Source organism: Ideonella sp. B508-1 (genome assembly GCF_000333615.1).
Classification (GTDB): domain Bacteria; phylum Pseudomonadota; class Gammaproteobacteria; order Burkholderiales; family Burkholderiaceae_C; genus Ideonella.
The window spans coordinates 1-21,990 of the sequence record NZ_BADL01000164.1; the positions used below are offsets into that span (position 1 = coordinate 1).

At 68.0% G+C, this 21,990-nt stretch carries 17 protein-coding genes and 1 riboswitch; of the genes, 5 read left to right on the top strand and 12 right to left on the bottom strand.

Features of this window, described 5'->3' with window-relative positions:
- Positions 1–15 precede the first annotated feature (15 nt).
- The 6 genes from I73_RS07670 to I73_RS07695 all read right to left on the bottom strand — a co-directional run bounded on the left by I73_RS07670 (position 16) and on the right by I73_RS07695 (position 6,708).
- Positions 16–2,175, bottom strand: coding sequence for a TonB-dependent siderophore receptor (locus I73_RS07670; protein ID WP_022980079.1), 2,160 nt, complete (start codon positions 2,173–2,175; stop codon positions 16–18).
- A gap of 65 nt (positions 2,176–2,240) precedes the next feature.
- A riboswitch (TPP riboswitch) is annotated at positions 2,241–2,345 on the bottom strand.
- Positions 2,346–2,482: 137 nt separating this feature from the next.
- On the bottom strand, positions 2,483–2,806 hold the full coding sequence (gene fdxA, locus I73_RS07675; RefSeq protein WP_022980080.1) for a ferredoxin FdxA: 324 nt from the start codon (positions 2,804–2,806) through the stop codon (positions 2,483–2,485).
- A gap of 133 nt (positions 2,807–2,939) precedes the next feature.
- Positions 2,940–3,677, bottom strand: coding sequence for a uroporphyrinogen-III C-methyltransferase (cobA, locus tag I73_RS07680; RefSeq protein WP_022980081.1), 738 nt, complete (start codon positions 3,675–3,677; stop codon positions 2,940–2,942).
- A gap of 20 nt (positions 3,678–3,697) precedes the next feature.
- Positions 3,698–4,492 carry a phosphoadenylyl-sulfate reductase gene (locus I73_RS07685; RefSeq protein ID WP_022980082.1) on the bottom strand — a complete coding sequence of 265 codons (795 nt, stop codon included), beginning with the start codon at positions 4,490–4,492 and terminating at the stop codon, positions 3,698–3,700.
- Between the two features lie 12 nt (positions 4,493–4,504).
- Positions 4,505–4,978, bottom strand: a complete 474-nt coding sequence (locus I73_RS07690; RefSeq protein WP_022980083.1) for a DUF934 domain-containing protein — start codon at positions 4,976–4,978, stop codon at positions 4,505–4,507.
- Positions 4,979–4,986: 8 nt separating this feature from the next.
- Positions 4,987–6,708: a nitrite/sulfite reductase gene (locus I73_RS07695; RefSeq protein ID WP_022980084.1), complete on the bottom strand. Its 1,722-nt coding sequence runs from the start codon at positions 6,706–6,708 to the stop codon at positions 4,987–4,989.
- Between the two features lie 161 nt (positions 6,709–6,869).
- Here I73_RS07695 and I73_RS07700 point away from each other — a divergent pair, with 161 nt between their 5' ends.
- On the top strand, positions 6,870–7,781 hold the full coding sequence (locus I73_RS07700) for a patatin-like phospholipase family protein (RefSeq protein ID WP_022980085.1): 912 nt from the start codon (positions 6,870–6,872) through the stop codon (positions 7,779–7,781).
- Between the two features lie 185 nt (positions 7,782–7,966).
- On the opposite strand, the gene phaP is transcribed toward I73_RS07700, so the two are convergent.
- Positions 7,967–8,524, bottom strand: coding sequence for a TIGR01841 family phasin (gene phaP / locus I73_RS07705; protein WP_022980086.1), 558 nt, complete (start codon positions 8,522–8,524; stop codon positions 7,967–7,969).
- A gap of 219 nt (positions 8,525–8,743) precedes the next feature.
- On the opposite strand from phaP, the gene I73_RS26680 reads away from it, so the two are divergent.
- The 3 genes from I73_RS26680 to rmuC are packed head-to-tail and all read left to right on the top strand — an operon-like array spanning position 8,744 to position 12,049.
- Positions 8,744–9,724: a histone deacetylase gene (locus tag I73_RS26680; protein ID WP_022980087.1), complete on the top strand. Its 981-nt coding sequence runs from the start codon at positions 8,744–8,746 to the stop codon at positions 9,722–9,724.
- 18 nt (positions 9,725–9,742) lie between these two features.
- Positions 9,743–10,744, top strand: coding sequence for a D-glycerate dehydrogenase (locus tag I73_RS07715; RefSeq protein WP_022980088.1), 1,002 nt, complete (start codon positions 9,743–9,745; stop codon positions 10,742–10,744).
- Positions 10,745–10,771: 27 nt separating this feature from the next.
- Entirely contained in the window at positions 10,772–12,049 is a 1,278-nt protein-coding gene (gene rmuC, locus I73_RS07720) for a DNA recombination protein RmuC (protein ID WP_022980089.1), read from the top strand.
- A gap of 33 nt (positions 12,050–12,082) precedes the next feature.
- On the opposite strand, the gene I73_RS07725 is transcribed toward rmuC, so the two are convergent.
- The 5 genes from I73_RS07725 to I73_RS26685 all read right to left on the bottom strand — a co-directional run bounded on the left by I73_RS07725 (position 12,083) and on the right by I73_RS26685 (position 19,007).
- Positions 12,083–12,706 carry a glutaredoxin family protein gene (locus I73_RS07725; protein ID WP_022980090.1) on the bottom strand — a complete coding sequence of 208 codons (624 nt, stop codon included), beginning with the start codon at positions 12,704–12,706 and terminating at the stop codon, positions 12,083–12,085.
- Between the two features lie 63 nt (positions 12,707–12,769).
- Positions 12,770–14,791: a M3 family metallopeptidase gene (locus tag I73_RS07730; RefSeq protein ID WP_022980091.1), complete on the bottom strand. Its 2,022-nt coding sequence runs from the start codon at positions 14,789–14,791 to the stop codon at positions 12,770–12,772.
- A 35-nt stretch (positions 14,792–14,826) separates the two neighbouring features.
- Positions 14,827–15,684 (bottom strand): bifunctional methylenetetrahydrofolate dehydrogenase/methenyltetrahydrofolate cyclohydrolase FolD, encoded by an 858-nt coding sequence (gene folD, locus I73_RS07735; RefSeq protein ID WP_022980092.1) that lies wholly within the window; start codon positions 15,682–15,684, stop codon positions 14,827–14,829.
- A 123-nt stretch (positions 15,685–15,807) separates the two neighbouring features.
- Positions 15,808–16,431 (bottom strand): response regulator transcription factor, encoded by a 624-nt coding sequence (locus I73_RS07740; RefSeq protein ID WP_022980093.1) that lies wholly within the window; start codon positions 16,429–16,431, stop codon positions 15,808–15,810.
- A complete protein-coding gene (locus tag I73_RS26685; RefSeq protein ID WP_022980094.1) occupies positions 16,428–19,007 on the bottom strand; it encodes a PAS domain S-box protein in 2,580 nt (859 codons plus the stop codon). The genes I73_RS07740 and I73_RS26685 overlap by 4 nt, the downstream gene beginning before the upstream one ends.
- A gap of 228 nt (positions 19,008–19,235) precedes the next feature.
- Between I73_RS26685 and aceE the strand changes: the two genes are divergently transcribed.
- Complete coding sequence (aceE, locus tag I73_RS07750) at positions 19,236–21,953, top strand: pyruvate dehydrogenase (acetyl-transferring), homodimeric type (protein ID WP_022980095.1); 2,718 nt, start codon at positions 19,236–19,238, stop codon at positions 21,951–21,953.
- The last annotated feature ends 37 nt before the right edge of the window (positions 21,954–21,990 follow it).

A 21,990-nucleotide genomic window follows, 5' to 3' on the forward strand; every position in this document is an offset into this window, starting at 1 on the left:
AGAGTTTTGGCGTCTTTACAAGCTCGCCTGCAAAGAAATCCGGAAAGTCCGCGGATCGAGCGGGTAGAGATACACATGGTCGTACTGGTAGGGGCTTTCCTTCCAGGCGCGCACGTCGAACAGGTTGTCCACGCCAGCACGCAGCGTGTAGCGCGTGCCAGTCCCTTGCTGCCATTGGTAGCGGGCCGCCAGGCCCCAACTGGTCCAGGCGGGCAGGCTCAGGCTGTTGTCGGGCAGCACCTCGCGCTGGCCCTCGTGCAGCACCGAGGCCTGCAGGCTCAGCCCCGGCCAGTCGGGCAGGGCGTAGGCCAGGGCGGCGCGCAGGGTCTGGCGCGGCACGTTGGTGGGCGCCAGGCCGTTCAGGCTGGCGTCGCCCGAGCCCTCGCGGCGGGCCCGCAGCCACATGGCGCCAGTGTCCAGCGTCCAGCCGGCCCAGTGGCCCGACAGGCTGGCCTCCAGGCCGCGGTGGTGGTCGTTGCCGTCGGACACCTCCGTGCAGCTGTCATCGCCGTCGCAGCTGCCGATGTCTCGCGTGGCCGGGCGGTGGATGTCGAAGCCGGTGAGGCTGGCGGCCCAGGTGTCGTCCGCGTACTTCAGCCCCAGTTCGGTCTGTCGGCTCTTGTGTGTGCTGCCCTGGCCTGCGTTGCTGTAGATCGGCAGGTTCGGCACCACCGAGCTTTCCGCGCCCTGCCCCCAGCTGGCATAGCCCATCAGCGCCGGCGTGAACTGCTGGCTCAGGGCCAGCCAGGGCGTGGTGAAGGCCTGGGCGCTGCGGGTGGGCTCCGTGCCATCGGTGTTGACGCTGTCGCGGTGCAGCGTGGTGTGGCGCAGGCCCAGCCACAGGCGGGTGGGCTCGGCCAGCGTCACCACGTCGCGCAGACTCCACTCCAGGCTGCGTTCGGTGCGGTTGGTGTTGGTGTAGCCGGCCTCCGGTGCGGCGGGCACCTGCACGCTGCCGTCGATCTGCCCGACGCCGGCCCAGTTGTAGGCCTGCGGGCCGAAGCGGCCACGGTAGTCGTCCCACAGCAGGCCGGCCGTCAGCTCCTGCGCCAGGCCCAGCCACTGGGTGTGGCCTTGCAGCTCGGTTTGCACAGCGCGACTGGTACGGTGCTCGTGTTCGCTGCGGTAGTCGTACAGGTCGAAGCTGCCGTTGCTGCAGTAGCTCTGGTAGTTGTCCTCGCTGCTGCAGCCCAGGGGAAAGGCCGCGCGGTCGTTGTTGGTCAGCCGTTGCACCATGGCCTGGGTCTGCAGCCGCCAGTCGCGGTCGAGCTGCTGGGTCCAGCGCAGGCTGGCGGTGGTGTCGTCGAAGACCACGGGCTGGGTCCACGACTGGTTGTTGAGGTTGATGCGCGGGTTGATGCTGCCGGCCTTGGGCAGCGTGCCGCCCAGCAGGCTGAAGCCCGGCTGGCTGGGCTGGGACTGGTGGCTGTATTCGACCTCGGCCTCCAGCAGCGTGTCAGGGGACACCCGCAGGGTGCCGGCCGCGGCCAGCAGTTGGCGGTGGCCCTGGGCATCGCGCAGTTGGGGATCGAGCTTCTCGACCGAGGCGTTGATGCGCAGGCCGGCCTGGCCTTCGCTGCCCAGGGTCTGGTCGATGTCCGCCGCTGCCTTCAGGCTGCCGCTCTGGGTGTAGCCGAGGAAAAAACTCTTCTGGTCGCCCCGCGGACGCTTGACCACGAAGTCCACCACGCCGCCGGGAGCACTGGTGCCGGCCTGGATGCCGCTGGTGCCGCGCAGCAGGTCCACGCGCTCCTTGTTGTCCAGCGAGATGGCGGTCTCGGCATTGATCGGCAAGCCGTCGCGTCGGTAGTTGAAGCGGTTGTCCAGCGCATAGCCGCGCATGCTGAACGAGGCCCAGTAGCCGGTGGCGTTGTAGGCATCGCCCAAGCCCGGGTCCAGCCGGGTCAGTTCGTTCAGGGCGGTGATGCCTGCGTCGCTCAGTGTGGTGCTGTCATAGCCCTGCGTTTGAAAGGGCGCGCGAGCGGCAGGCACATCGCCGAAGCCGGCCACGCCCGTGCTGGGCTGTGTGGCCTTTTGGCCGGTGATGGTGATGCGGCTGGGGGCGGTGTCGGCCACCGCAACGGTCTGCGCCGTGGCGGCCGTGCCGATCAGGCCCAGGGCCAGACACAGCGGGGTGCGTGAAGGAAAAGAAGAGCGGGTACGGCAAACAGCCATCGTGGAACATCCATGTCGATGGCAGAGAGGCAAGTGTCAGGAGATGCGGCGCCACACGAGTGGTGGCACGCTGAACACGGCTTCCCTGCGCGAGGATTACCTCAATCAGGTTCAAAGGGACTCTCTCAGTCGACCTGCCTTGCGGCGGGCCAACACCCCTAGCGAAGTGGCCGCGTCTTCACACGGCCGACATGGATTATCGCCGTACCCAGCCCACACCGGCTCCCGCGTGGGTCGCAGGCAACAAAAAAGCCCACCGGGGGTGGGCTCTTCTGTGTGTCGACGGTCCGGTGAGGACCGCCGGCGATCAGCGGATGATTTCGCCGATCTTGTTCTTGCGGTCCTTCCACTCCTCGGCGTCGGGCAGCGGGGCCTTGCGCTTGGTGATGCTGGGCCAGGCCTTGGCCAGCTCGGCATTCAGCGCGATGTAGGCCTGCTGGTCGGCGGGCACGTCTTCCTCGGGCAGGATGGCGTTCACCGGGCACTCGGGGATGCAGACGGCGCAGTCGATGCACTCGTCCGGGTCGATGGCCAGGAAGTTGGGGCCTTCGCGGAAGCAATCCACGGGGCAGACATCGACGCAGTCGGTGTACTTGCAACGGACGCAGGCTTCGGTGACGACGTGGGTCATGGGGCGAACTGTGAAGGATGGAAGTGAAAGAGCGCCCCCCGAAAGGAACGCGGGCCTGAACACGCCGTGGGGCGGCACGCTCGGGCCAACCAATGAATTCTAAATCCTGTCGGCGCGGCTGGATTGATGGCAGTCAATCATGCCGAGCCGCTTCGGTGGAGGGCGGCGGGGCCACAGCGGATGTGGCTCCCACGCCCACGGTGACGACGGCGGGCCGTCCCGCATGCAGCACCGCCGCTTCGGCCAGCGAGTCCACGGTGTGGGTCGACATCTGGGCGTCGGAACATCCTGCGCGGGACACCACACTCACCGCGCTGTGCGGCGGCCACCCGCAGGCACGCAGACTCTCTGCCAGGGCGGCCAACTGCTGCCCTGCCATGTAGAACACCTCGGTGTCGGCATGGTGACCGGCCTGAAGGGCATGTTGCAGGGTCATGGCCGTGGTCAGTGCCACCGTGCGTCCCTGGCCACGGCGGGTGAGGGGCCGCTGGCTCTGGGCCGCGGCCGCCACAGCGGCGGTGACGCCAGGAATCACCTCACAGGCAATGCCCGCCTCGGCCAGGGCCTGCAGCTCCTCCTCCAGCCGGCCGAAGATGCTCGGGTCGCCGCCCTTGAGGCGAGCCACCCGCCGCCCGGCCAGGGCCTGCTCCACCAGCAGCGCGTTGATGCGGGCCTGGCCGGTGGCGTGGGCAAAGCCGCGCTTGCCCACATCGATCCACTCGGCCTGCGGCGCATGCTCACGCAGCGCCGGATCGGTCAGCGCATCGGCCAGCACCACCTGGGCCTGCTGGAGCGCGGCCAGGCCGCGCAGGGTGATCAGATCCGCGGCACCAGGGCCGGCACCGATGAAGACAACGTGGCCAAGGGGCATCGGAGTTCGAGCACCGCCATTCAGGCGTGGGCCAGCGCTTCTTTCTTCGCGTCGTCCACGGGATGGGCGGTGCTGACATGCAGGCCGCACTCCTTGGCCTTCTCGTCTTCCCACCACCAGCGGCCGGCACGGAATTCCTCGCCCACCGCGATGGCGCGGGTGCAGGGGGCGCAGCCGATGCTGGGCATGAACTGGTCGTGCAGGTCGTTGTAGGGCACGTCGTGGCTGGCGATGTAGTGCCACACGTCGGCCCAGGTCCAGTCCACCAGCGGGTTGAACTTGGCGCGCCCGTTGGGCTCGATTTCATGGGCCGGCATGTCCGCGCGGTTTGGGGACTGTTCGTGGCGCAGGCCGGTGATCCAGGCGCTGCGGCCTTCCAGCATGCGGCCCAGGGGTTCGAGCTTGCGCACCTGGCAGCAGCCCTTGCGCAGTTCCAGGCTCTGGTACATGGCCTTCTCGCCGTTCTTGCGCACGAATTGCACCACGGCCTCTTCGCGGGGGCGGTAGACCTCGACCTGCAGACCATAGCGCTGCTCGATCTTGGGGATCAGGGCCAGGGTTTCGGCGTGCAGGGCTCCGGTGTCCAGCGTGCCGATGGCGATCGGGATCTGGTGGCGGGCAATCAGGTCGGTGAGCACCATGTCCTCGGCGCCCAGGCTGTTGGCCAGGACGACATGGCCGGCATGCTGCTCAGCGGCACGCCTGAGCCATTGGATGGCGGCTTCGACGCGAAACTCATGGCCGGTGGTCTTGCGGGCGTAGAGCTCGATGGCACTGGCGCGGGCGGCGCCGGGCAACACGGACAGATCGGTCATCTCGTCAACTCTTCAGGCCACTCGGGCGAACTGGGGGCGGGGTTGGTGAACATCACCCTGGTAGTGGTCGGTCACCAGGGTCAGGGCACGGCGGGCGCTGGCCTCGCTTTCGCCGGCACGCAGTTGCACGGCGTCGAAGCCGGTGCGCGACAGCAGCGGCAGCATGTCCACCAGCACGTCGCCGGTGGCGCGCAGCTCGCCGGCAAAGCGCAGGCGGGCACGCAGCACACGGGCCTGGCTGTAGGCGCGACCGTCGGTCCACTTGGGAAAGTGCAGCGCGATCAGCGCCAGGCGCGGCAGGTCGGCAGCCAGATCCTCCACCTCGTCGGTGTTGACCAGGGCCAGACCCACCGGCAGGTCGGCGGGCCAGGTGTCGCGCACGGCCTGCCACTGGGGCAGGGTGAGCAGGGCATGGGCCGTGGGCCGGGCCGGTGCATCACCTTCCAGGCGGTGCCAGCGGTCTTGGGAAGCTTGGATGAATTGCATGGCGGTCCTCACACGGTCTCGGCTTCGGCCGTGGCGGGCTGGGCGGTGGCATGACGCACGGCGTCGGTGGCGGCGCGCAGCGGGGCGACGCCGATGCGGCGCACCGTGTCCACGAAGTGCTCGCCAGGCGCCTTGTGCGCCCGGTACACCTCGATCAGGGCCTCGACGACGTCGGCCACTTCCTCGGCTGCGAAGGCCGGGCCGATGACCTTGCCCGGGACGGATGCCCCCGACAGACGACTGCCGTCGGAGCCGCCCACGGAGACCTGGTACCACTCCTTGCCGTCCTTGTCGACGCCGAGCACGCCGATGTGGCCGGTGTGGTGGTGGCCGCAGGAGTTCATGCAGCCGCTGATGTGCAGGTCGATGGGGCCCAGCTCGTACACGGCGTCCAGATCGGCGAAGCGTTCGCTGATGTCGGCCGCCACCGGAATGGAGCGGGCGTTGGCCAGGGCGCAGAAGTCGCCACCCGGGCAGGCGATGATGTCGGTCAGCAGACCGATGTTGGGCGTGGCAAAGCCAGCTTCGCGGGCGGCGTGCCAGACGGCCAGCAGGTCGGCTTCGCGCACCCAGGGCAGCAGCAGGTTCTGCTCGTGGGTCACGCGCAGCTCGCCCAGCGAGTAGCGATCGGCCATGGTCGCGGCAACGTCCATCTGCTCGGCGGTCACGTCGCCCGACGCCTGGCCGGCGCGCTTGAGCGACAGGGTCACGGCACGGTAACCGGGCACGCGGTGGGCGTGCACGTTGCGCTCCAGCCAGCGCAGAAAGGCCGGCGGGGTCTGGCCGCCGCGGTGCGGATCGAAGCCGTTGGTGGCCGGACGCACGCCCGCCGGGTCGGCGAAGCTGCGCGACACGCGTTCGAGTTCGCTGACCGGGATGATGTGCTCGCGGCCATCGGCGTCCTGGGTCAGGATCTTGTCGAACTCGGCGTTGACCGCGTCGAAGAACTTCTGGCCCTCGGCCTTCACCAGGATCTTGATGCGGGCCTTGTAGAGGTTGTCGCGCCGGCCGAAGCGGTTGTAGACGCGGACGATGGCCTCCAGGTAGACCAGGATCTCCTGCCAGGGCACGAAGGCCTTGATCACCGAGCCGATCACGGGCGTGCGGCCCATGCCGCCGCCCACATAGACCTTGAAGCCCACCTCGCCCGCGTCGTTCTTCAGCAGTTGCAGGCCGACGTCATGCCAGGCGATGGCCGCACGGTCTTCGGCGGCGCCGCTGACCGCGATCTTGAACTTGCGCGGCAGGAAGGCGAACTCGGGGTGCAGGGTGCTCCACTGGCGCAGGATCTCGCAGTAGGGGCGGGGATCGACGATCTCGTCCGGCGCGATGCCGGCCAGCGCGTCGCTGGTGATGTTGCGGATGCAGTTGCCCGAGGTCTGGATGCCGTGCATGTCCACCTCGGCCAGCAGATCCATGGCGTCGGCCGAGCGCTCCAGCGGAATCCAGTTGAACTGCAGGTTCTGGCGGGTGGTGAAATGGCCGAAGCCGCGGTCGAGCTCGCGGGCGATGACCGCCAGTTGCCGCAACTGGACCGAGGACAGCTCGCCATAGGGCACGGCCACACGCAGCATCGGCGCATGGCGCTGGATGTACCAACCGTTCTGCAGGCGCAGCGGGCGGAAGTCGTCGTCGGCCAGCTCGCCCTTCAGATTGCGTTCCAGCTGATCGCGGAACTGGGCGGCACGTTGGCGAACGACTTGGCGGTCAAAAGAGGTGTACTGGTACATGGCGCGGAGCGGTGGCGCAAGAAGGGGGGCCTGTGACAGCCCATGTCCTGCACTCTAGGGATCCCTTATATTCTTGAAAACTACATTTAAGTTGAATGCTTATTTCGCATTTGAATATAAGCTTTTCGAGGAAGGCCCCGATCGCTCTAGAATCCACGCCCATGCCGTCTGACTTTGTTCCGGCCCGCCGCCACGCTCTGGGCGGCCTGGGGGCCGGTCTGCTGTGGCTGGCGGGTTGCCAGTCCACCCCGCCGGTGGCCGAGCCACCTCCCGCACTCCCCATCGCCAAGCCCACCCGGCCGCCTCGCATCGGCCTGGCCTTGGGCGGCGGCGCTGCCCGGGGCTTCGCCCACATCGGGGTGATCCAGGTGCTGGAAGAGCATGGCCTCCGCCCGGATCTGGTGGTCGGGACCTCGGCGGGCAGCCTGGTGGCAGCGCTCTATGCCAGCGGCAAGAACGGCACCGAGATGGCCGGCATGGCGCGGACCATGGATGAGTCGGCACTGACGGATTGGGCCTTTCCCGGGCGCGGCCTGATCCGGGGGGAGGCCCTGGCGCGGTATGTGCGCAGCCAGACCGGCAACCGCCTCATCGAGCAGATGCCCTTGCCCCTGGGCATCGTGGCCACCGACGCGGCCAGCGGCGAGCCGGTGCTGTTCCGCCGCGGTGACACCGGCACGGCCGTGCGCGCCTCCAGCGCGGTTCCGGCAGTCTTCCAGCCGGTGCGCATCGGCGATCGGGAATACCTCGACGGCGGACTGGCCAGCCCGGTTCCCGTGCGTTTTGCACGTGAGATGGGTGCTGAATTGGTGATTGCCGTGGACATTTCGACGCCACCGGATCCCAACGCCACCGGCGACGCCTTTCACCTGCTGATGCAGACCTTTGCCATCATGGGGCGCAGCATCAACCACTGGGAGCTGCAGAACGCGGATGTGCTGATCCGGCCCAGCTTAGTGGGGGTGTCCAGCTCGGACTTCACCGCGCGCATGAAGGCCGTGCAGTCGGGGCGGCAGGCGGCCACGGCCCAGTGGCCGGCGCTCAAGGCCAAGATCGCAGCCCTGACGCGCTGAGCGGCCCCAAAAGGACGCGCCCAAAGAAAAACCCGGCCAGAGGGCCGGGTCAAAGTACCTTGAGAGTGATCTCAGAAAGGTACCGAGGAGAGGGTCTCCCAGGGAGTCCGTGGCAATGGCAACGCCACGACATCTGGAGAGAGCCCTGCGGGACCGGAAAGTTCCCGGTCCGCGTGGGCAGCCGGTCAGGCGGCGGTGCGGCGGGCGGCCTTCGGGGCAGCCTGGGCAGCCTTCACGGCGGTGTTGGTCATCGCCTGGAAGTTGGCTTCGGCCACGTCGGCGGCTTGCTTGGCCGCCTTGTGCACGGACTCGTAGGCGTTGTTGGCAGCCGCCATGGCGGACTTCACCAGGGCCACGGCGTTTTCGGTGCCGGCCGGCGCGTTTTTCACCGCAGTGTCCACCGAGGCCATGAACTTCTTCTGGGCATCACCCAGCTGGGCTTCCATGGCCTTGGTCAGTTCGGCGTTGGTGCTGGCGGCGATGTCGTACAGGTGGCGGCTATAGGCGGCAACCTTTTCGGCGGCCGGTTGCAGCAGGCCGGCTTGCAGCGACAGCAGCTCTTGCGGGTCCTTGGCGGCGATCGCGGCCTTGGCGGTTTCGGCAGCGTCGCCCATGGTGGCCTTGGCCACTTGCATGTTCAGTTCGACCAGCTTTTCCACGCCTTCAAAGGCCTTGCTGGCCAGATCCAGGGCGGTTTCAACGTTGGCCTTTTGGGTGGCGATCACTTGTTCGGCAGTCAGCATGTCAGTCTCCAAAGGTAGGGGTCAGGGGTTCAGGAACCGATGCAGCCCATCCGGTCTACGACAACCATTCCCAGGTTTGTGCGCTGCAACATGGTTCGAAGTATAGGGCCGGTCTGCACGAACACAAGCCCAAAATGTTGCGACGCAGCAATCTAGTCTCGGTACTCTAAAACCGGCTGCCGCATCGGGCAGCCCCGTGCAACGCAGAATCGGACACCGATGCAGGCCTTCACCTCGGATCACCACACGCTCCCTTTGCCCACCGGCCACCGCTTCCCGGTGAGCAAGTACGCCCTGCTGCGGGAGGCCGTGGCCCGCAGCCTGCCTCAGGTGCGCTTGAGCCCGGCGCCGGCGGCCAGCGACGGCGAGCTGCTGCTGGCCCACAGCCCGGACTACGTGGCCGCGGTGCTCGAAGGCTGGCTGAGCCCCGCGCAGCAGCGGGAGATCGGCTTTCCATGGTCGGAACGCATGCGAGAGCGCTCCAGGCGGTCGGTGGGCGCGACCATCGCCGCGGCCCGCGCGGCACTGGTCGAGGGCGTGGCGGTCAATCTGGCCGGCGGCACCCACCACGCCAGCGCCGACAAGGGGTCGGGCTATTGCGTCTTCAATGACGTGGCCGTGGCCGCCCGGCGCATGCAAGGCGAATGGCACCGTCGGCAGGGTCAGCTGCTGCGGGTGCTGGTGATCGACCTGGATGTGCACCAGGGCAACGGCACGGCCGCCATCTTTGCCGACGATCCGACCGTGTTCACGCTCTCCCTGCATGGCGAGCGCAACTTCCCGTTCCGCAAGGTGCCGGGCGACCTGGATGTGGACCTGCCCGACGGTTGCGGAGACGCGCCTTATCTGCAGGCCATGGACCAGGCCTTGGACACCGTCTGGGCCCGGCATGGGGACCATCTTCCCGGACTGGTCTTCTATCTGGCCGGCGCAGACCCGCACGAGAACGACCGGCTGGGGCGGCTGCGCCTGACCGCGGCCGGCCTGGCCGAGCGCGACCGCCGCGTGCTCACCAGGTTGCGCGACCGCGGCATTCCCGTGGCACTGACCATGGCCGGCGGCTACGGTCGGGACATCGCCGACACCGTGGCGATCCAGCTGAACACCGTGGGCGAGGCCCTGGCCAGCTGGGAAGCCTGGCAGGGCCGCAGGGGCATGGATTGCACGCACAATCGCCCGCCTGACACGACTTTCCGCTGAACCCAGCCTCCGCCCGCCATGTCCTCATCGGCTTCCCACCGTCCCGCCGTCCTGGTGGCCCGCCAGGTGTTTCCCGACACCGTGGCGCGGCTGCGCCAGCATTTCGACGTCGAGGCCTATGAGGGCCACACCCCGATCCGGCGCGACGAGCTGATCGCGCGCCTGCAGGGCAAGGCGGGCGTCTTCGTCGCCGGAACGGAACCCATCGACGCGGACCTGCTCCAGGCCTGTCCTTCCCTGAAGGCGGTGTGCAGCATGGCCGTGGGCTACAACAACATCGATGTGGCCGCCTGCACGGCCCGCGGCGTGCTGGTGACCAACGCGCCCGGCGTGCTGACGGAGACCACCGCCGACTTCGGCTTTGCGCTGATGATGGCCACGGCCCGCCGCATCACCGAGTCGGAGCGCTTTCTGCGCCGCGGCGAGTGGACGCACTGGTCCTACGACCTGATGGCCGGCCAGGACATCCATGGCGCCACGCTGGGCGTGCTGGGCATGGGCCGCATCGGCCAGGCCATCGCCCGCCGCGGCGCACTGGGCTTTGGCATGAAGGTGGTCTATCACAACCGCAGCCGGCTCTCCGAGGCCGAGGAGGCCGCCATCGGCGCCCGTTGGCTGACCCTGCCCGAGCTGATGGCCCAGGCCGACCACCTGGTGATCGTGGTGCCCTACAGCGCCGGCACCCACCACCTGGTGGGAGCGGCCCAGTTGGCCCTGATGAAGCCCACCGCCACGCTGACCAACATTGCCCGCGGTGGCGTGGTGGACGATGCGGCCCTGGCCGAGGCCCTGAAGGCCGGCCAATTGGCCGCTGCCGGCCTGGACGTGTTCGAGGGCGAGCCGCAGGTGCACCCGGCACTGCTGGAGGTGCCCAACATGGTGCTGACCCCGCACATCGCCAGCGCCAGCCTGGCCACCCGCCGGGCCATGGCCGAGCTGGCGGCCGACAACCTGATCGCGGCCCTGACCGGCCGCCAGCCGCTCACGCCGCTGAACCCCGAGGTACGGACCTCGGCCTGAGGCCGGGCGGCCGGCGACAATGTCGGCATGTCCTTGTCTGTCTACGAAATCGCAGTGCTGGCCCTGTTGGGCCTGATGCTGCTGGCGGTGCTGGGCCTGTGGCTGCGGCCCGCAACGAGCCTGCCTCCCGAACTGCTGGATGCGCTGGAGCGCCTGGAGCGCGAACTGCGCGCCGAGGTGCAGCAGAGCGCCCGTGCCGCGCGCATGGAGCAGTCCCAGGCCCTGGCGCAGTCCCTGGGCCAACTGCAGCAGAGCCTGCTGACCCAGTCGGGCGATGCCGCCCGCAGTCTGGCCCAGGCGCGCGAGACCCAGGATCAGGCCCTGCGCCGGGTGACCGAGACCATCGAGCGCCGCCTGTTGCAACTGCAGGATGGCAACGAGAAGAAGCTCGAGCAGATGCGGGCCACGGTGGACGAGAAGCTGCACGCCACGCTGGAACAGCGTCTGGGCGAGAGCTTTCGCCAGGTGGCCGAGCGGCTGGAGCTGGTGCACCAGGGCCTGGGCGAGATGCAGGGGCTGGCACGCGACGTGGGCTCGCTCAACCGCGTGCTGACCAATGTGAAGTCGCGCGGTGTCTTCGGCGAGCTGCAGCTGGCCGGCCTGCTGGAGCAGGTGCTGACCCCGGAGCAATACGCGGCCAATGTGGAAACTGTGCCGGGCACGGGCGCGCGGGTGGAGTTCGCCATCCGCCTACCGGGGCGGCGCGACGATGGCCTGCCAATGTGGCTGCCCATCGACGCCAAGTTCCCGCGCGAAGACTATGAGCGCCTGCTGCAGGCCCAGGACCAGGCCGACCCGGTGGCGGCCGAAGCCGCAGCCCGGGCCCTGGAGCTGCGTCTGCGCGCCGAGGCCCGCAGCATCCGCGAGAAATACGTGGCGCCACCGCACACCACCGATTTCGCCATCCTGTTCCTGCCCACCGAGGGCCTGTATGCCGAGGCCCTGCGCCGGCCCGGCCTGGTCGAGGCCCTGCAGCGCGAGCACCGCATCACCCTGGCCGGCCCCACCACCTTGCTGGCCACGCTCAGCAGCCTGCAGATGGGCTTTCGCAGCCTGGCCCTGGAGCGCCGCAGCGCGGAGGTCTGGGAGGTGTTGGGCGCGGTCAAGACCGAGTTCGCCAAGTTCGGCGACGTGCTGGCCAAGACCAAGAAGAAGCTGGAGGAGGCCAGCGCCACCATCGACAGCGCCGAGGTGCGGACCCGGGCGATGGCCCGCAAGCTCAAGAGCGTCGAGCAGTTGCCCGAATCGCAGGCCCGTCAGCTGCTGCAGGCCGGCCCAGAGCCCGAAGAGGGGCCCGAGGCCTGAACCGGCGCATCCGCCCGAGCGGCGCGACGGCGCTCAGAAGCGGATGTTGGGGGTGTTGCCGGCTGGAGCGGCGGGCGCCGGCTTGTCCGTCGCAGCCGGTGCCGAGGGGGTCACCGCGCCCGCAGGCAGGGCGTTGCCCGCCATCGGGGTGGGCAGCGGACGCCGATAGCCCGAGGGCAGGGCGGAGGTCTTGGGATAGCCCGCCGCGTCCAGGTAGTTGTTCCAGTCGCTGAGTGAACCCGTCTTGATCTGCTGGCTGCCCACGGTCAGCAGCGGCAGGGTGCGGCCACCGCTGAACTTGGCATAGGCCTCCAGATCGGCACTGCTCTCCACCCTCTTCTCGCTGAACGGGATGCCACGCTGCACCAGCAGATCGCGCCCGGTGTCGCAAGGCGGGCAGTTCTTGGCGGCGTAGAGCGTCACCGGATAGCGGCTGGCCGACTGACGCAAGGCCGATGGCAGGGAGGCCAGTTCCGCACCGCCGCCCACGGACCCATTGGGGGTGATCATCTGCACCTGGGCCTGGGCGGAGGTCGGCGGGCGATCGGTGTAGGTGACCTTGCCATCCGGCCCGATGACTTTGTATTGGGCCATGGCCAGCGGCGCGGCCACCAGCGTGATCAGCAGGGTGGACAGGGCGGGAAGGCGGTGGGACATCGATGTCATGACAGCGGGCAGACTCAATCGGCTCGGACTATACGCCCAGGGTTGGCCCCCGGTTCAGGCCATGCCCTGGTGGCGCAGCAGGGCGTCGATGCGCGGCTCGCGGCCGCGGAAGGCCTTGAAGCTCTCGATGGCCGGGCGCGCGCCGCCGGCCTCCAGGATCTCGCGGCGGTAGCGGCGGCCGGTCTCCGGGTTGAGCACGCCTTCTTCCTCGAAGGCGCTCCAGGCGTCGGCCGAGAGCACCTCGGCCCACTTGTAGGAGTAGTAGCCTGCCGAGTAGCCCCCCGCGAAGATGTGTGAGAAGGTGTGGGCCGTGCGGCTGAAGGGCGGTACCGGCACCAGGGCCACTTCCTGGCGCACCTCGGCCAGGATGGCCTGCACGCGCTCGGCGGCATCGGCCTCGGTGTGCAGGCGCATGTCGAACAGGCCGAACTCGACCTGGCGCAGGGTCTGCAGGCCGCTCTGGAAGTTCTTGGCCGCCAGCATCTTGTCGAACAGGGCGCGGGGCAGCGGCTCGCCGCTGTCCACATGGGCGCTCAGGCGGCGGATGACGTCCCACTCCCAGCAGAAGTTCTCCATGAACTGACTGGGCAGCTCCACCGCATCCCATTCGACGCCGTCGATGCCCGAGACGCCCATCTCGTCGACCTGGGTCAGCATGTGGTGCAGGCCGTGCCCGAACTCGTGGAAGAGGGTGGTCAGCTCGTCGTGCGTCAGCAGCGCCGGCTTGTCGCCCACCGGCGAAGAGAAGTTGCAGACCAGGTAGGCCACCGGGGTCTGCAGGCGATGCGAATCGACCCGCAGCCAGCGGCTGCGCGCGCTGTCCATCCAGGCGCCGGGACGTTTGCCGGGGCGGGCATGCGGATCCAGGTAGAACTCGCCCACCACCTGACCGGCCCGTTCGATGCGGAAGAAGCGCACGGAGGGGTGCCACACCGGCGCCTCGGCCGGGCGGATGCTCACCTCGAACAGGGTTTCGACGATGTGGAACAGGCCATCGAGCACCTTGGGCAGCGGCAGGTAGGCCTTGACCTCCTGGTCACTGAAGGCATAGCGGGCTTCCTTGAGCTTTTCGCCCGCGTAGGCCAGATCCCAGGCCTGCAGCTCGGTCAGGCCCAGTTCGCTGGCGGCGAAGGCGCGCAGGTCGGCCAGGTCCTTTTCGGCGCTGGGACGGGCGCGCTGGGCCAGATCCCGCAGAAAGTGCAACACCTCGGCCGGGGTGCCGGCCATCTTGGGGGCCAGGGACACTTCGGCATAGTTGGCAAAGCCCAGCAGCCTGGCCTCCTCGGCCCGCAGGGTCAGCAGCTCGCGCATGACCGCACTGTTGTCGCGCTCTGCAGCGCCCAGCTCGCTGGCGCGGGTGACGTAGGCGGTGTAGAGGGTTTCGCGCAGAGCCCGGTTCTGGGCGTACTGCATGACCGGGAAATAGCTGGGGAAGTGCAGCGTGAGCTTGTGGCCGTCCTTGCCCTCGGCCTCGGCGGCGGCGCGGGCGGCGGCCACCACATCGGCCGGCACGCCGGCCAGCTCTTCCGCCGTGGCGTAGTGGGCGAAGGCGTCGGTGGCGTCCAGCACGTGGTTGGAGAAGGCCTGCGACAGCTCGGCCATGCGGTCCTGGAGGGCCATGAAGCGGGTCTTGGCCTCGCCCTGCAGATCGGCCCCGCCCAGACGGAAGTCGCGCAGCGCATGGGCCAGGGCCTGGCGGCGGGCCGGGCTCAGCTGGGCCGCGGCGGGGCTGGCGGCAATCGCCTTGTACTTGGCGTAGAGCCGCTCGTCACTGCCCTGGCGGGTGTAGTACTCGGTGATCTTCGGCAGGTTCTCGGCGTGGGCAGCGCGCAGTTCGGGTGTGTCGGCCACGTGGGCCAGGTGGTTGACCACGCCCCAGGCCCGGCCCAGCCGCTCCACCGGCACCTCCAACACCATCGACAGCGCGTCGTAGTCCGGCGGCACATCGGGCCCCACCGCGCGATCCAGCGCCGCATTGGCCTCGGCCAGCAGCGCGTCGATCGCCGGCGTCACATGCTCGGGGCGCACGGCGGCGAAGTCGGTGAGAGAGGTGTTCTGCAGCAGCGGATTGGTCATCGATGGGGTCCTGGTCGGATCGCGGTGGCGGTGGTTCAGGCCTGGGCGGCCACCCGTTCGGCGGCCTCCAGTGTGTTGACGAGCAGCATGGTGATGGTCATCGGCCCCACGCCCCCGGGCACCGGGGTGATGTGCGAGGCCACGGGGCTCACCGAGGCGTAGTCCACGTCGCCGCAGAGTTTGCCTTCATCGTTGCGGTTGATGCCGACGTCGATCACGATGGCCCCGGGCTTGACCATGTCTCCGGTCAGCGTGTTGCGCCGGCCCACGGCGGCCACCACCACATCGGCCTGGCGGGTGTGGTAGCCCAGGTCGGGCGTGCCGCTGTGGCAGATGGTGACGGTGGCATTGGCCTGCAGCAGCAGCAGGGCCATGGGTTTGCCTACCGTGTTGCTGCGGCCGATCACCACGGCGTGCTTGCCCTTGAGCGACACGCCGGTGCTCTCGATCAGCTTCATGCAGCCGTAGGGCGTGCAGGGGCGAAAGCCCTCCAGGCCGGCCATCAGCTCACCGGCGGAGAGCACCGAATAGCCATCCACGTCCTTGGTGGTGGCGATAGCCTCGATCACCTTGTGCGGGTCGATGTGCTTGGGCAGAGGCATCTGCACCAGGATGCCGTGGATCGTCGGGTCGGCGTTCAGTGCCGCGATGCGCTCGAGCAGCGCGGCCTCGGTCAGGCTGGCGTCGTACTTCTCGAACACCGAGCGCACGCCGCTGTCCTCGCAGGCCTTGACCTTGTTGCGCACATAGACGGCCGAGGCCGGGTCGTCCCCCACCAGGATGACGGCCAGGCCGGGCTGGTGGCCGCGGGCGCTGAGGGCGGCCGCCCGCTGGGCGACCTCGGCACGGAGTTGGCGGGACAGGGCGTTGCCGTCGATCACTTGGGCGGTCATGGGCGGTTTCTTTCGGTCGGAAGTGAGGTGTTCGAAGCAGCGGCCGACGCGGGCGCCGAAAAAGGGAAAGGGGCCTCGAAGGCCCCATGGTTCCCAATCGCGACAAGCGAAGTTGGCCTGGCGTCAGGCCTTGTGCGAGGCGCCCAAGGCGATCTTGAGCAGGTCGGCCACCGTGTTGGCGTTGAGCTTCTCCATGATGTTGGCCCGGTGGGCCTCCACCGTCTTGATGCTGATGCCCAGATCGTCGGCGATCTGCTTGTTCAGGCGGCCGGCGACGATGCGTTCCAGCACCTGGGCTTCACGCGTGGTCAGACGGGCGAGCAGGGCGTCGCGGCTGGCGGCTTCCTGGTGGTGCGAGAAGGCGGCACGGGCCTGGTCCAGCATGCGCTCGACCAGGGACACCAGCTCCTCTTCCTTGAAGGGCTTCTCGATGAAGTCCATCGCGCCCTTCTTCATGGTGGTCACGGCCATCGGCACGTCGCCATGGCCGGTGATGAACACCACCGGCAGCGGGCTCTTGCGCTCCAGCAGGCGGTCCTGCAGTTCCAGGCCGCTCATGCCATCCATGCGGATGTCGGCGATCAGGCAGGCGACCTCGCGGGGGTCGAAGCGGGAGAGGAAGGACTCGGCGGACTCGAAGCACTTGACCCGGTAGTCCTTGCCTTCCAGCAGCCATTGGAGCGAATCGCGAACGGCTTCGTCGTCATCCACGACGTAGACGGTACCCTTTTTTGGAATCAGGCTCATGAAGCAGCAGCGTTGGGGTTGGACGCAGAAACATCCTTGGGCACCGCGGGCGCCGGCAGGCGATCTGCAGGGGGCGTCTGATCAACCGGCAGAGTGAAGGCGAACCTGCACCCGATGACGGTCGATCCATTGTAGAGGTTCTCCGCACGCATCCGGCCGTGGTGCGACTCGATGATCGATCGACACAGGGAAAGCCCGATGCCCAGGCCCTCGGCCTTGGTGGAGAAGAAGGCTTCGAAGAGACGGGAAATCACCTCCTCGCGCATACCGGGACCGGCATCGGTGACCGAGAACTCGATGACGCTGCCTTCGTCGGGCGATTGTCGGGGCACCACCTGTAGCTCGATGTGCCGCCGCTCGGCGGGCATCTGCGAGGTGTCGATGGCCTCGGCCGCGTTCTTCAGCAGGTTCATCAGCACCTGCTCGATCAGGATGGGGTCCACGCGCAGCAGCGGCAGGCGCTGGGCCACATAGGTATGGATGGCCACCTTGCGCCGGCGCAGCTCGATGCCGGCCAATTCCACCGCGTCCTCGACGATGTCCTGGGCCTTGGCGGCCTGGCGCTGCGGCTCGCTCTTCTTGACGAAGGCCCGGATGCGGTGGATCACCTGGCCGGCGCGTTCGGCCTGGCGCGCGGTCTTCTGCAGCGCGGCCACCAGCTCCTCGGTGTTGATGGCGTTGTTGCGCACCCGGCTGACGATGCCGTTGCAGTAGTTGGTGATGGCAGTCAGCGGCTGGTTGAGTTCGTGGGCCACCGAGGAGGCCATTTCGCCCATCGTCACCAGGCGGCTGGTGACCTGCGCCCGCTCGGCCTGCTGCTGGGCCTGCTCTTCCACGCGGCGGCGTGCGGTGATGTCGGTGGCGATCAGCATTTGCGCCAGGCGGCCGTCGGTCCACTGCAGGTAGCGCGTGCGCACGTCGAACCACATCTGGAGGGATTCGACATAGACCTCGCGCGGGTGGGTGCCGATGTCCGTCAGTTCCTGGGTCGGCAGGCCGGACATCGCATCCACATCGTCTTCGGGCACCTCGGTGTAGGCGGCGTCGCCATTGGCCAGCAGATCGTGGCCCCGGGCATCGGCCCCGAACCAGAGGCGGTAGGACCGGTTGGCGAAGAGCAGCTCGCCCTGCTGCACCGACAGCACCGACACCGCGGCGTCCAGGCCTTCCAGCACGGTGGTGAAGCGCTCGTGCGAGGCGGAGAGCTGGTCGCGGATGCGCTTGGCCTCGGTGATGTTGGTCATCGAGGTCATCCAGCCGGTCTGCTGGCCGCGCGGGTCGATCAGCGGCGACACATACAGGCGCGCATCAAAGTTCGAGCCATCCTTGCGCTGCACCTTGACCTCGATGCCGCCGGCCGGGCTGCGGCCCTGCAGCTCCTGCTGGAAGATGCGCATGTGCTCGTCCACCCGGTCGCTGGGCCAGTAAGGGAAGGGCGGCAGGGTGTCCAGCAGATCGGACTCGGCATAGCCCGTCATGGCACAGAAGGCCGGGTTCACATAGGTCACGCGGCCATCCATGTCGGTGGCACGCATGCCGGTGAGCATGGAGTTTTCCATGGCCCGCCGGAAATTGGTCTCGTTGATCAGCGCGTTCTGGATCTGGGCGCGCCGACGCATGTGGCGCCAGGTGGCCAGCAGGGTCCAGACGGTGAGGGCGGAGAGGGCCACCACCATCCAGAACAGGGTGTTGCCCACCAGGCCAGCGGTCGTGCGGTAGCCCTGGCCCCGCAGCATCAGCCCGTTGGCAGCCGGGGTCAGCGGCAGGTCCAGGGTCATGGAGGGCGGCGCACTGCGCTGTCCGGGCAGGTTGGTCACCGTGCTCACCAGCGGACTGAAGTCCACATCCAGGATGCTGACCGGGTGGCGCACGGTCACCTCGGCCGGCACCGCCGTGCGCAGCAGCGTGTCCAGTCCGTACTCGGCCACCAGCACGCCCGCGAAGGCGCCCCGGTCGATGATGGGCACCTGCAACTGGAAGACCCACACCCCATCGGCGTTGCGGAAGGGGCGCGAGTAGGTGGGCTGGCGCATGGCCCGAACGGCCTCCAGGGCAGCTTCCGAGGCCTGGGGCGCGCTGGCCGCCCCCTCGCCCGCCAGCAGGCCGGCGCCATGCGCCACCTGCTCGAAGTCTTCCGTGACCGCGCCCGATTGCAGGGACTGGCTGGCGCGCAGCTCTCCCCGGGCGTTGAGCCAGTTCAGGTAACGGACCGCGGGCCGGGCCTGCAGAAAGCCGGCTGCCTGGGTGACGAACTGCTCAGGGGTGATCGCCCGGGTGGCCACTTCGCGCGCGATGCGCAACAGTTGCTCCTGGTTGTCGACCAGGTGAAGGCGGATCTCCTGCTGGGCCACCTCGGTGTCTCGGCGCAGCGACTCTTCCGCCCGGCTCACCTCCTCATTGCGCAGGTACCAGAAGGCGAATGTGATCGCAGCGAGAAAGAGCAGCACCGAGGTGAGCGGCGCGAGGGTGGCCAGCCGATCCTGACGGGACGGCGACTGCCGCCCCCACCAGCGCTGCAGGAGCAGATTGAGCCGGCTGGACGGCAGCGGAGGAAAGACATCGCGGGGGGCTTGCATCAAACGAGATTATCGAAGCCGGAATTGAAGGTGATGGTGCAGCACAGCATGCTTTTATCAGGGGTTTTCCCCTAGAAAAGCGTTGTTTGGGCACCTGATTTTTATCGCATTATGGAATCAGCATTCGCTATTTGAAAATCAAACCGGGCTGTGCCACACTCCGCCCGCACTCAAGTTCCACCATGGCGGGAAGCCACAGGCCGCCCCGCACAAACTCAGGAGACACGCATGTCCGCTCTGCCCGAATCCTCCATGGGCACCCCGGCCGTCGATGCCGACAGCCAGGAAACCCGTGAATGGCTGGATGCCCTGAACGCCGTCATCGAGTCCGAAGGGCGCGAACGCGGGCACTTCCTGCTGGAGCAACTGCTGGAAGAGGCCCGTCAGAACGGCGTGGACCTGCCGTTCTCGGCGACCACCGGCTACGTCAACACCATCGAGCCGCAGGACGAGGCCCGCTCGCCCGGCAACCTGGACCTGGAAGGCCGGCTGCGTGCCTTCATGCGCTGGAACGCCATGGCCATGGTGGTCAAGGCCAACCGCCTGCACCCCGAGGACGGCGGTGACCTGGGCGGCCACATCTCCTCCTTCGCCTCGCTGGCCCACATGCTGGCGGCCGGCTTCAACCACTTCTGGCATGCCGACGACACCGACCAGGGGGGCAAGCACGGGGGAGACCTGCTGTACATCCAGGGCCACAGCGCCCCCGGCATCTACGCCCGCGCCTTCCTGGAAGGCCGCATCAGCGAAGAGCAGTTGCTGAACTTTCGCCAGGAAGTGGACGGCAAGGGCCTGTCGAGCTACCCGCATCCGAAGCTGATGCCCGAGTTCTGGCAGTTCCCCACCGTGTCGATGGGCCTGGGCCCCTTGATGGCCATCTACCAGGCCCGCTTCCTGAAGTACCTGCACGCCCGCGGCATTGCCGACACCTCCGAGCGCAAGGTCTGGGCCTTCCTGGGCGATGGAGAGATGGACGAGCCCGAGAGCCTGGGCGCCATCGGCCTGGCCGCGCGCGAAGGCCTGGACAACCTGATCTTCGTCGTCAACTGCAACCTGCAGCGCCTGGATGGCCCGGTGCGCGGCAACGGCAAGATCATCCAGGAACTCGAGGGCGAGTTCCGCGGCTCGGGCTGGAACGTGATCAAGCTGATCTGGGGCAGCAACTGGGATCCGCTGCTGGCGCGCGACAAGGACGGTGCGCTGCGCAAGCTCATGATGGACACCCTGGACGGTGACTACCAGGCCTTCAAGGCCAACGACGGCGCCTTTGTCCGCAAGCACTTCTTCGAGCGTGATCCGCGCACGGCCAAGCTGGTCGAGCACATGAGCGACGACGACGTCTGGGCCCTGCGCCGCGGCGGCCACGATGCCCAGAAGGTCTATGCCGCCTTCCACCGCGCCCACCACCACAAGGGCCAGCCCACGGTGCTGCTGGTCAAGACGGTCAAGGGCTACGGCATGGGCAAGAGCGGTGAAGGCAAGAACACCGCCCACCAGACCAAGAAGCTGACCGACGAGGACATCAAGTTCTTCCGCGACCGCTTCAACATCCCCATCCCGGACAGCGAGCTGCCCAAGATCCCGTTCTACAAGCCGGCCGACGACACGCCGGAAATGCAGTACCTGCATGCCCGCCGCAAGGAGCTGGGCGGCTACCTGCCGCACCGCCGCACCAAGGCCAGCGAGCAGTTCACCGTGCCGTCGCTGGACATCTTCAAGGCGGTGCTGGAGCCCACCACCGCCGGGCGCGAGATCTCCACCACCCAGGCCTATGTGCGCTTCCTGACCCAGCTGCTGCGCGACCAGGCCATTGGCCCGCGCGTGGTGCCCATCCTGGTGGACGAGGCCCGCACCTTCGGCATGGAAGGCCTGTTCCGCCAGATCGGCATCTACAACCCCAAGGGCCAGCAGTACACCCCGGTCGACCGCGACCAGGTCATGTACTACAAGGAAGAGACCAACGGCCAGATCCTGCAGGAAGGCATCAACGAAGCTGGCGGCATGGCCAGCTGGATCGCCGCGGCCACGAGCTACAGCACGAACAACCGGATCATGATCCCGTTCTACGTGTACTACTCGATGTTCGGCTTCCAGCGCATCGGCGACCTGGCGTGGGCGGCAGGCGACATGCAGGCCCGCGGCTTCCTGCTGGGCGGCACCTCGGGCCGCACCACGCTGAACGGTGAAGGCCTGCAGCACGAGGACGGCCACAGCCACATCCTGGCGGGCACCATCCCGAACTGCGTCAGCTACGACCCGACCTTCGCACACGAGGTGGCGGTGATCATGCACCATGGCCTCAAGCGCATGGTCGAGCGGCAGGAGAACGTGTTCTTCTACATCACCCTGCTCAACGAGAACTACGCCATGCCGGGCCTGAAGCCGGGCACCGAAGAGCAGATCATCAAGGGCATGTACCTGCTGGAGGAGGGCGCCAAGAAGACCCCGCGCGTCAACCTGCTGGGCTCGGGCACCATCCTGCGCGAGTCGATGGCCGCCAAGGCCCTGCTGGAAGCCGACTGGGGCGTGGCCGCCAACATCTGGAGCTGCCCGAGCTTCAACGAACTGGCCCGCGACGGCCAGGACTGCGAGCGCTGGAACCTGCTGCATCCGACCGAGACGCCCAAGGTGCCCTTCGTCACCGAGCAACTCTCGGCCCACGCAGGTCCGGTCATCGCCTCGACCGACTACATCAAGAGCTACGCCGAGCAGATTCGCGCCTTCATCCCCAAGGGCCGCAGCTACAAGGTGCTGGGCACCGATGGCTTCGGTCGCAGTGACTTCCGCAGCAAGCTGCGTTGCCACTTCGAGGTGAACCGCCACTACGTCGTGGTCGCCGCCCTGAAGGCCCTGGCCGACGAAGGCAGTGTGCCCGCCACCCTGGTGGCCGAGGCGATTGCCAAGTACGGCCTGAACGCCGACAAGATCAACCCGCTGTACGCCTGACGCACCGGAGACAAGACATGAACCCCCACGCTCATAT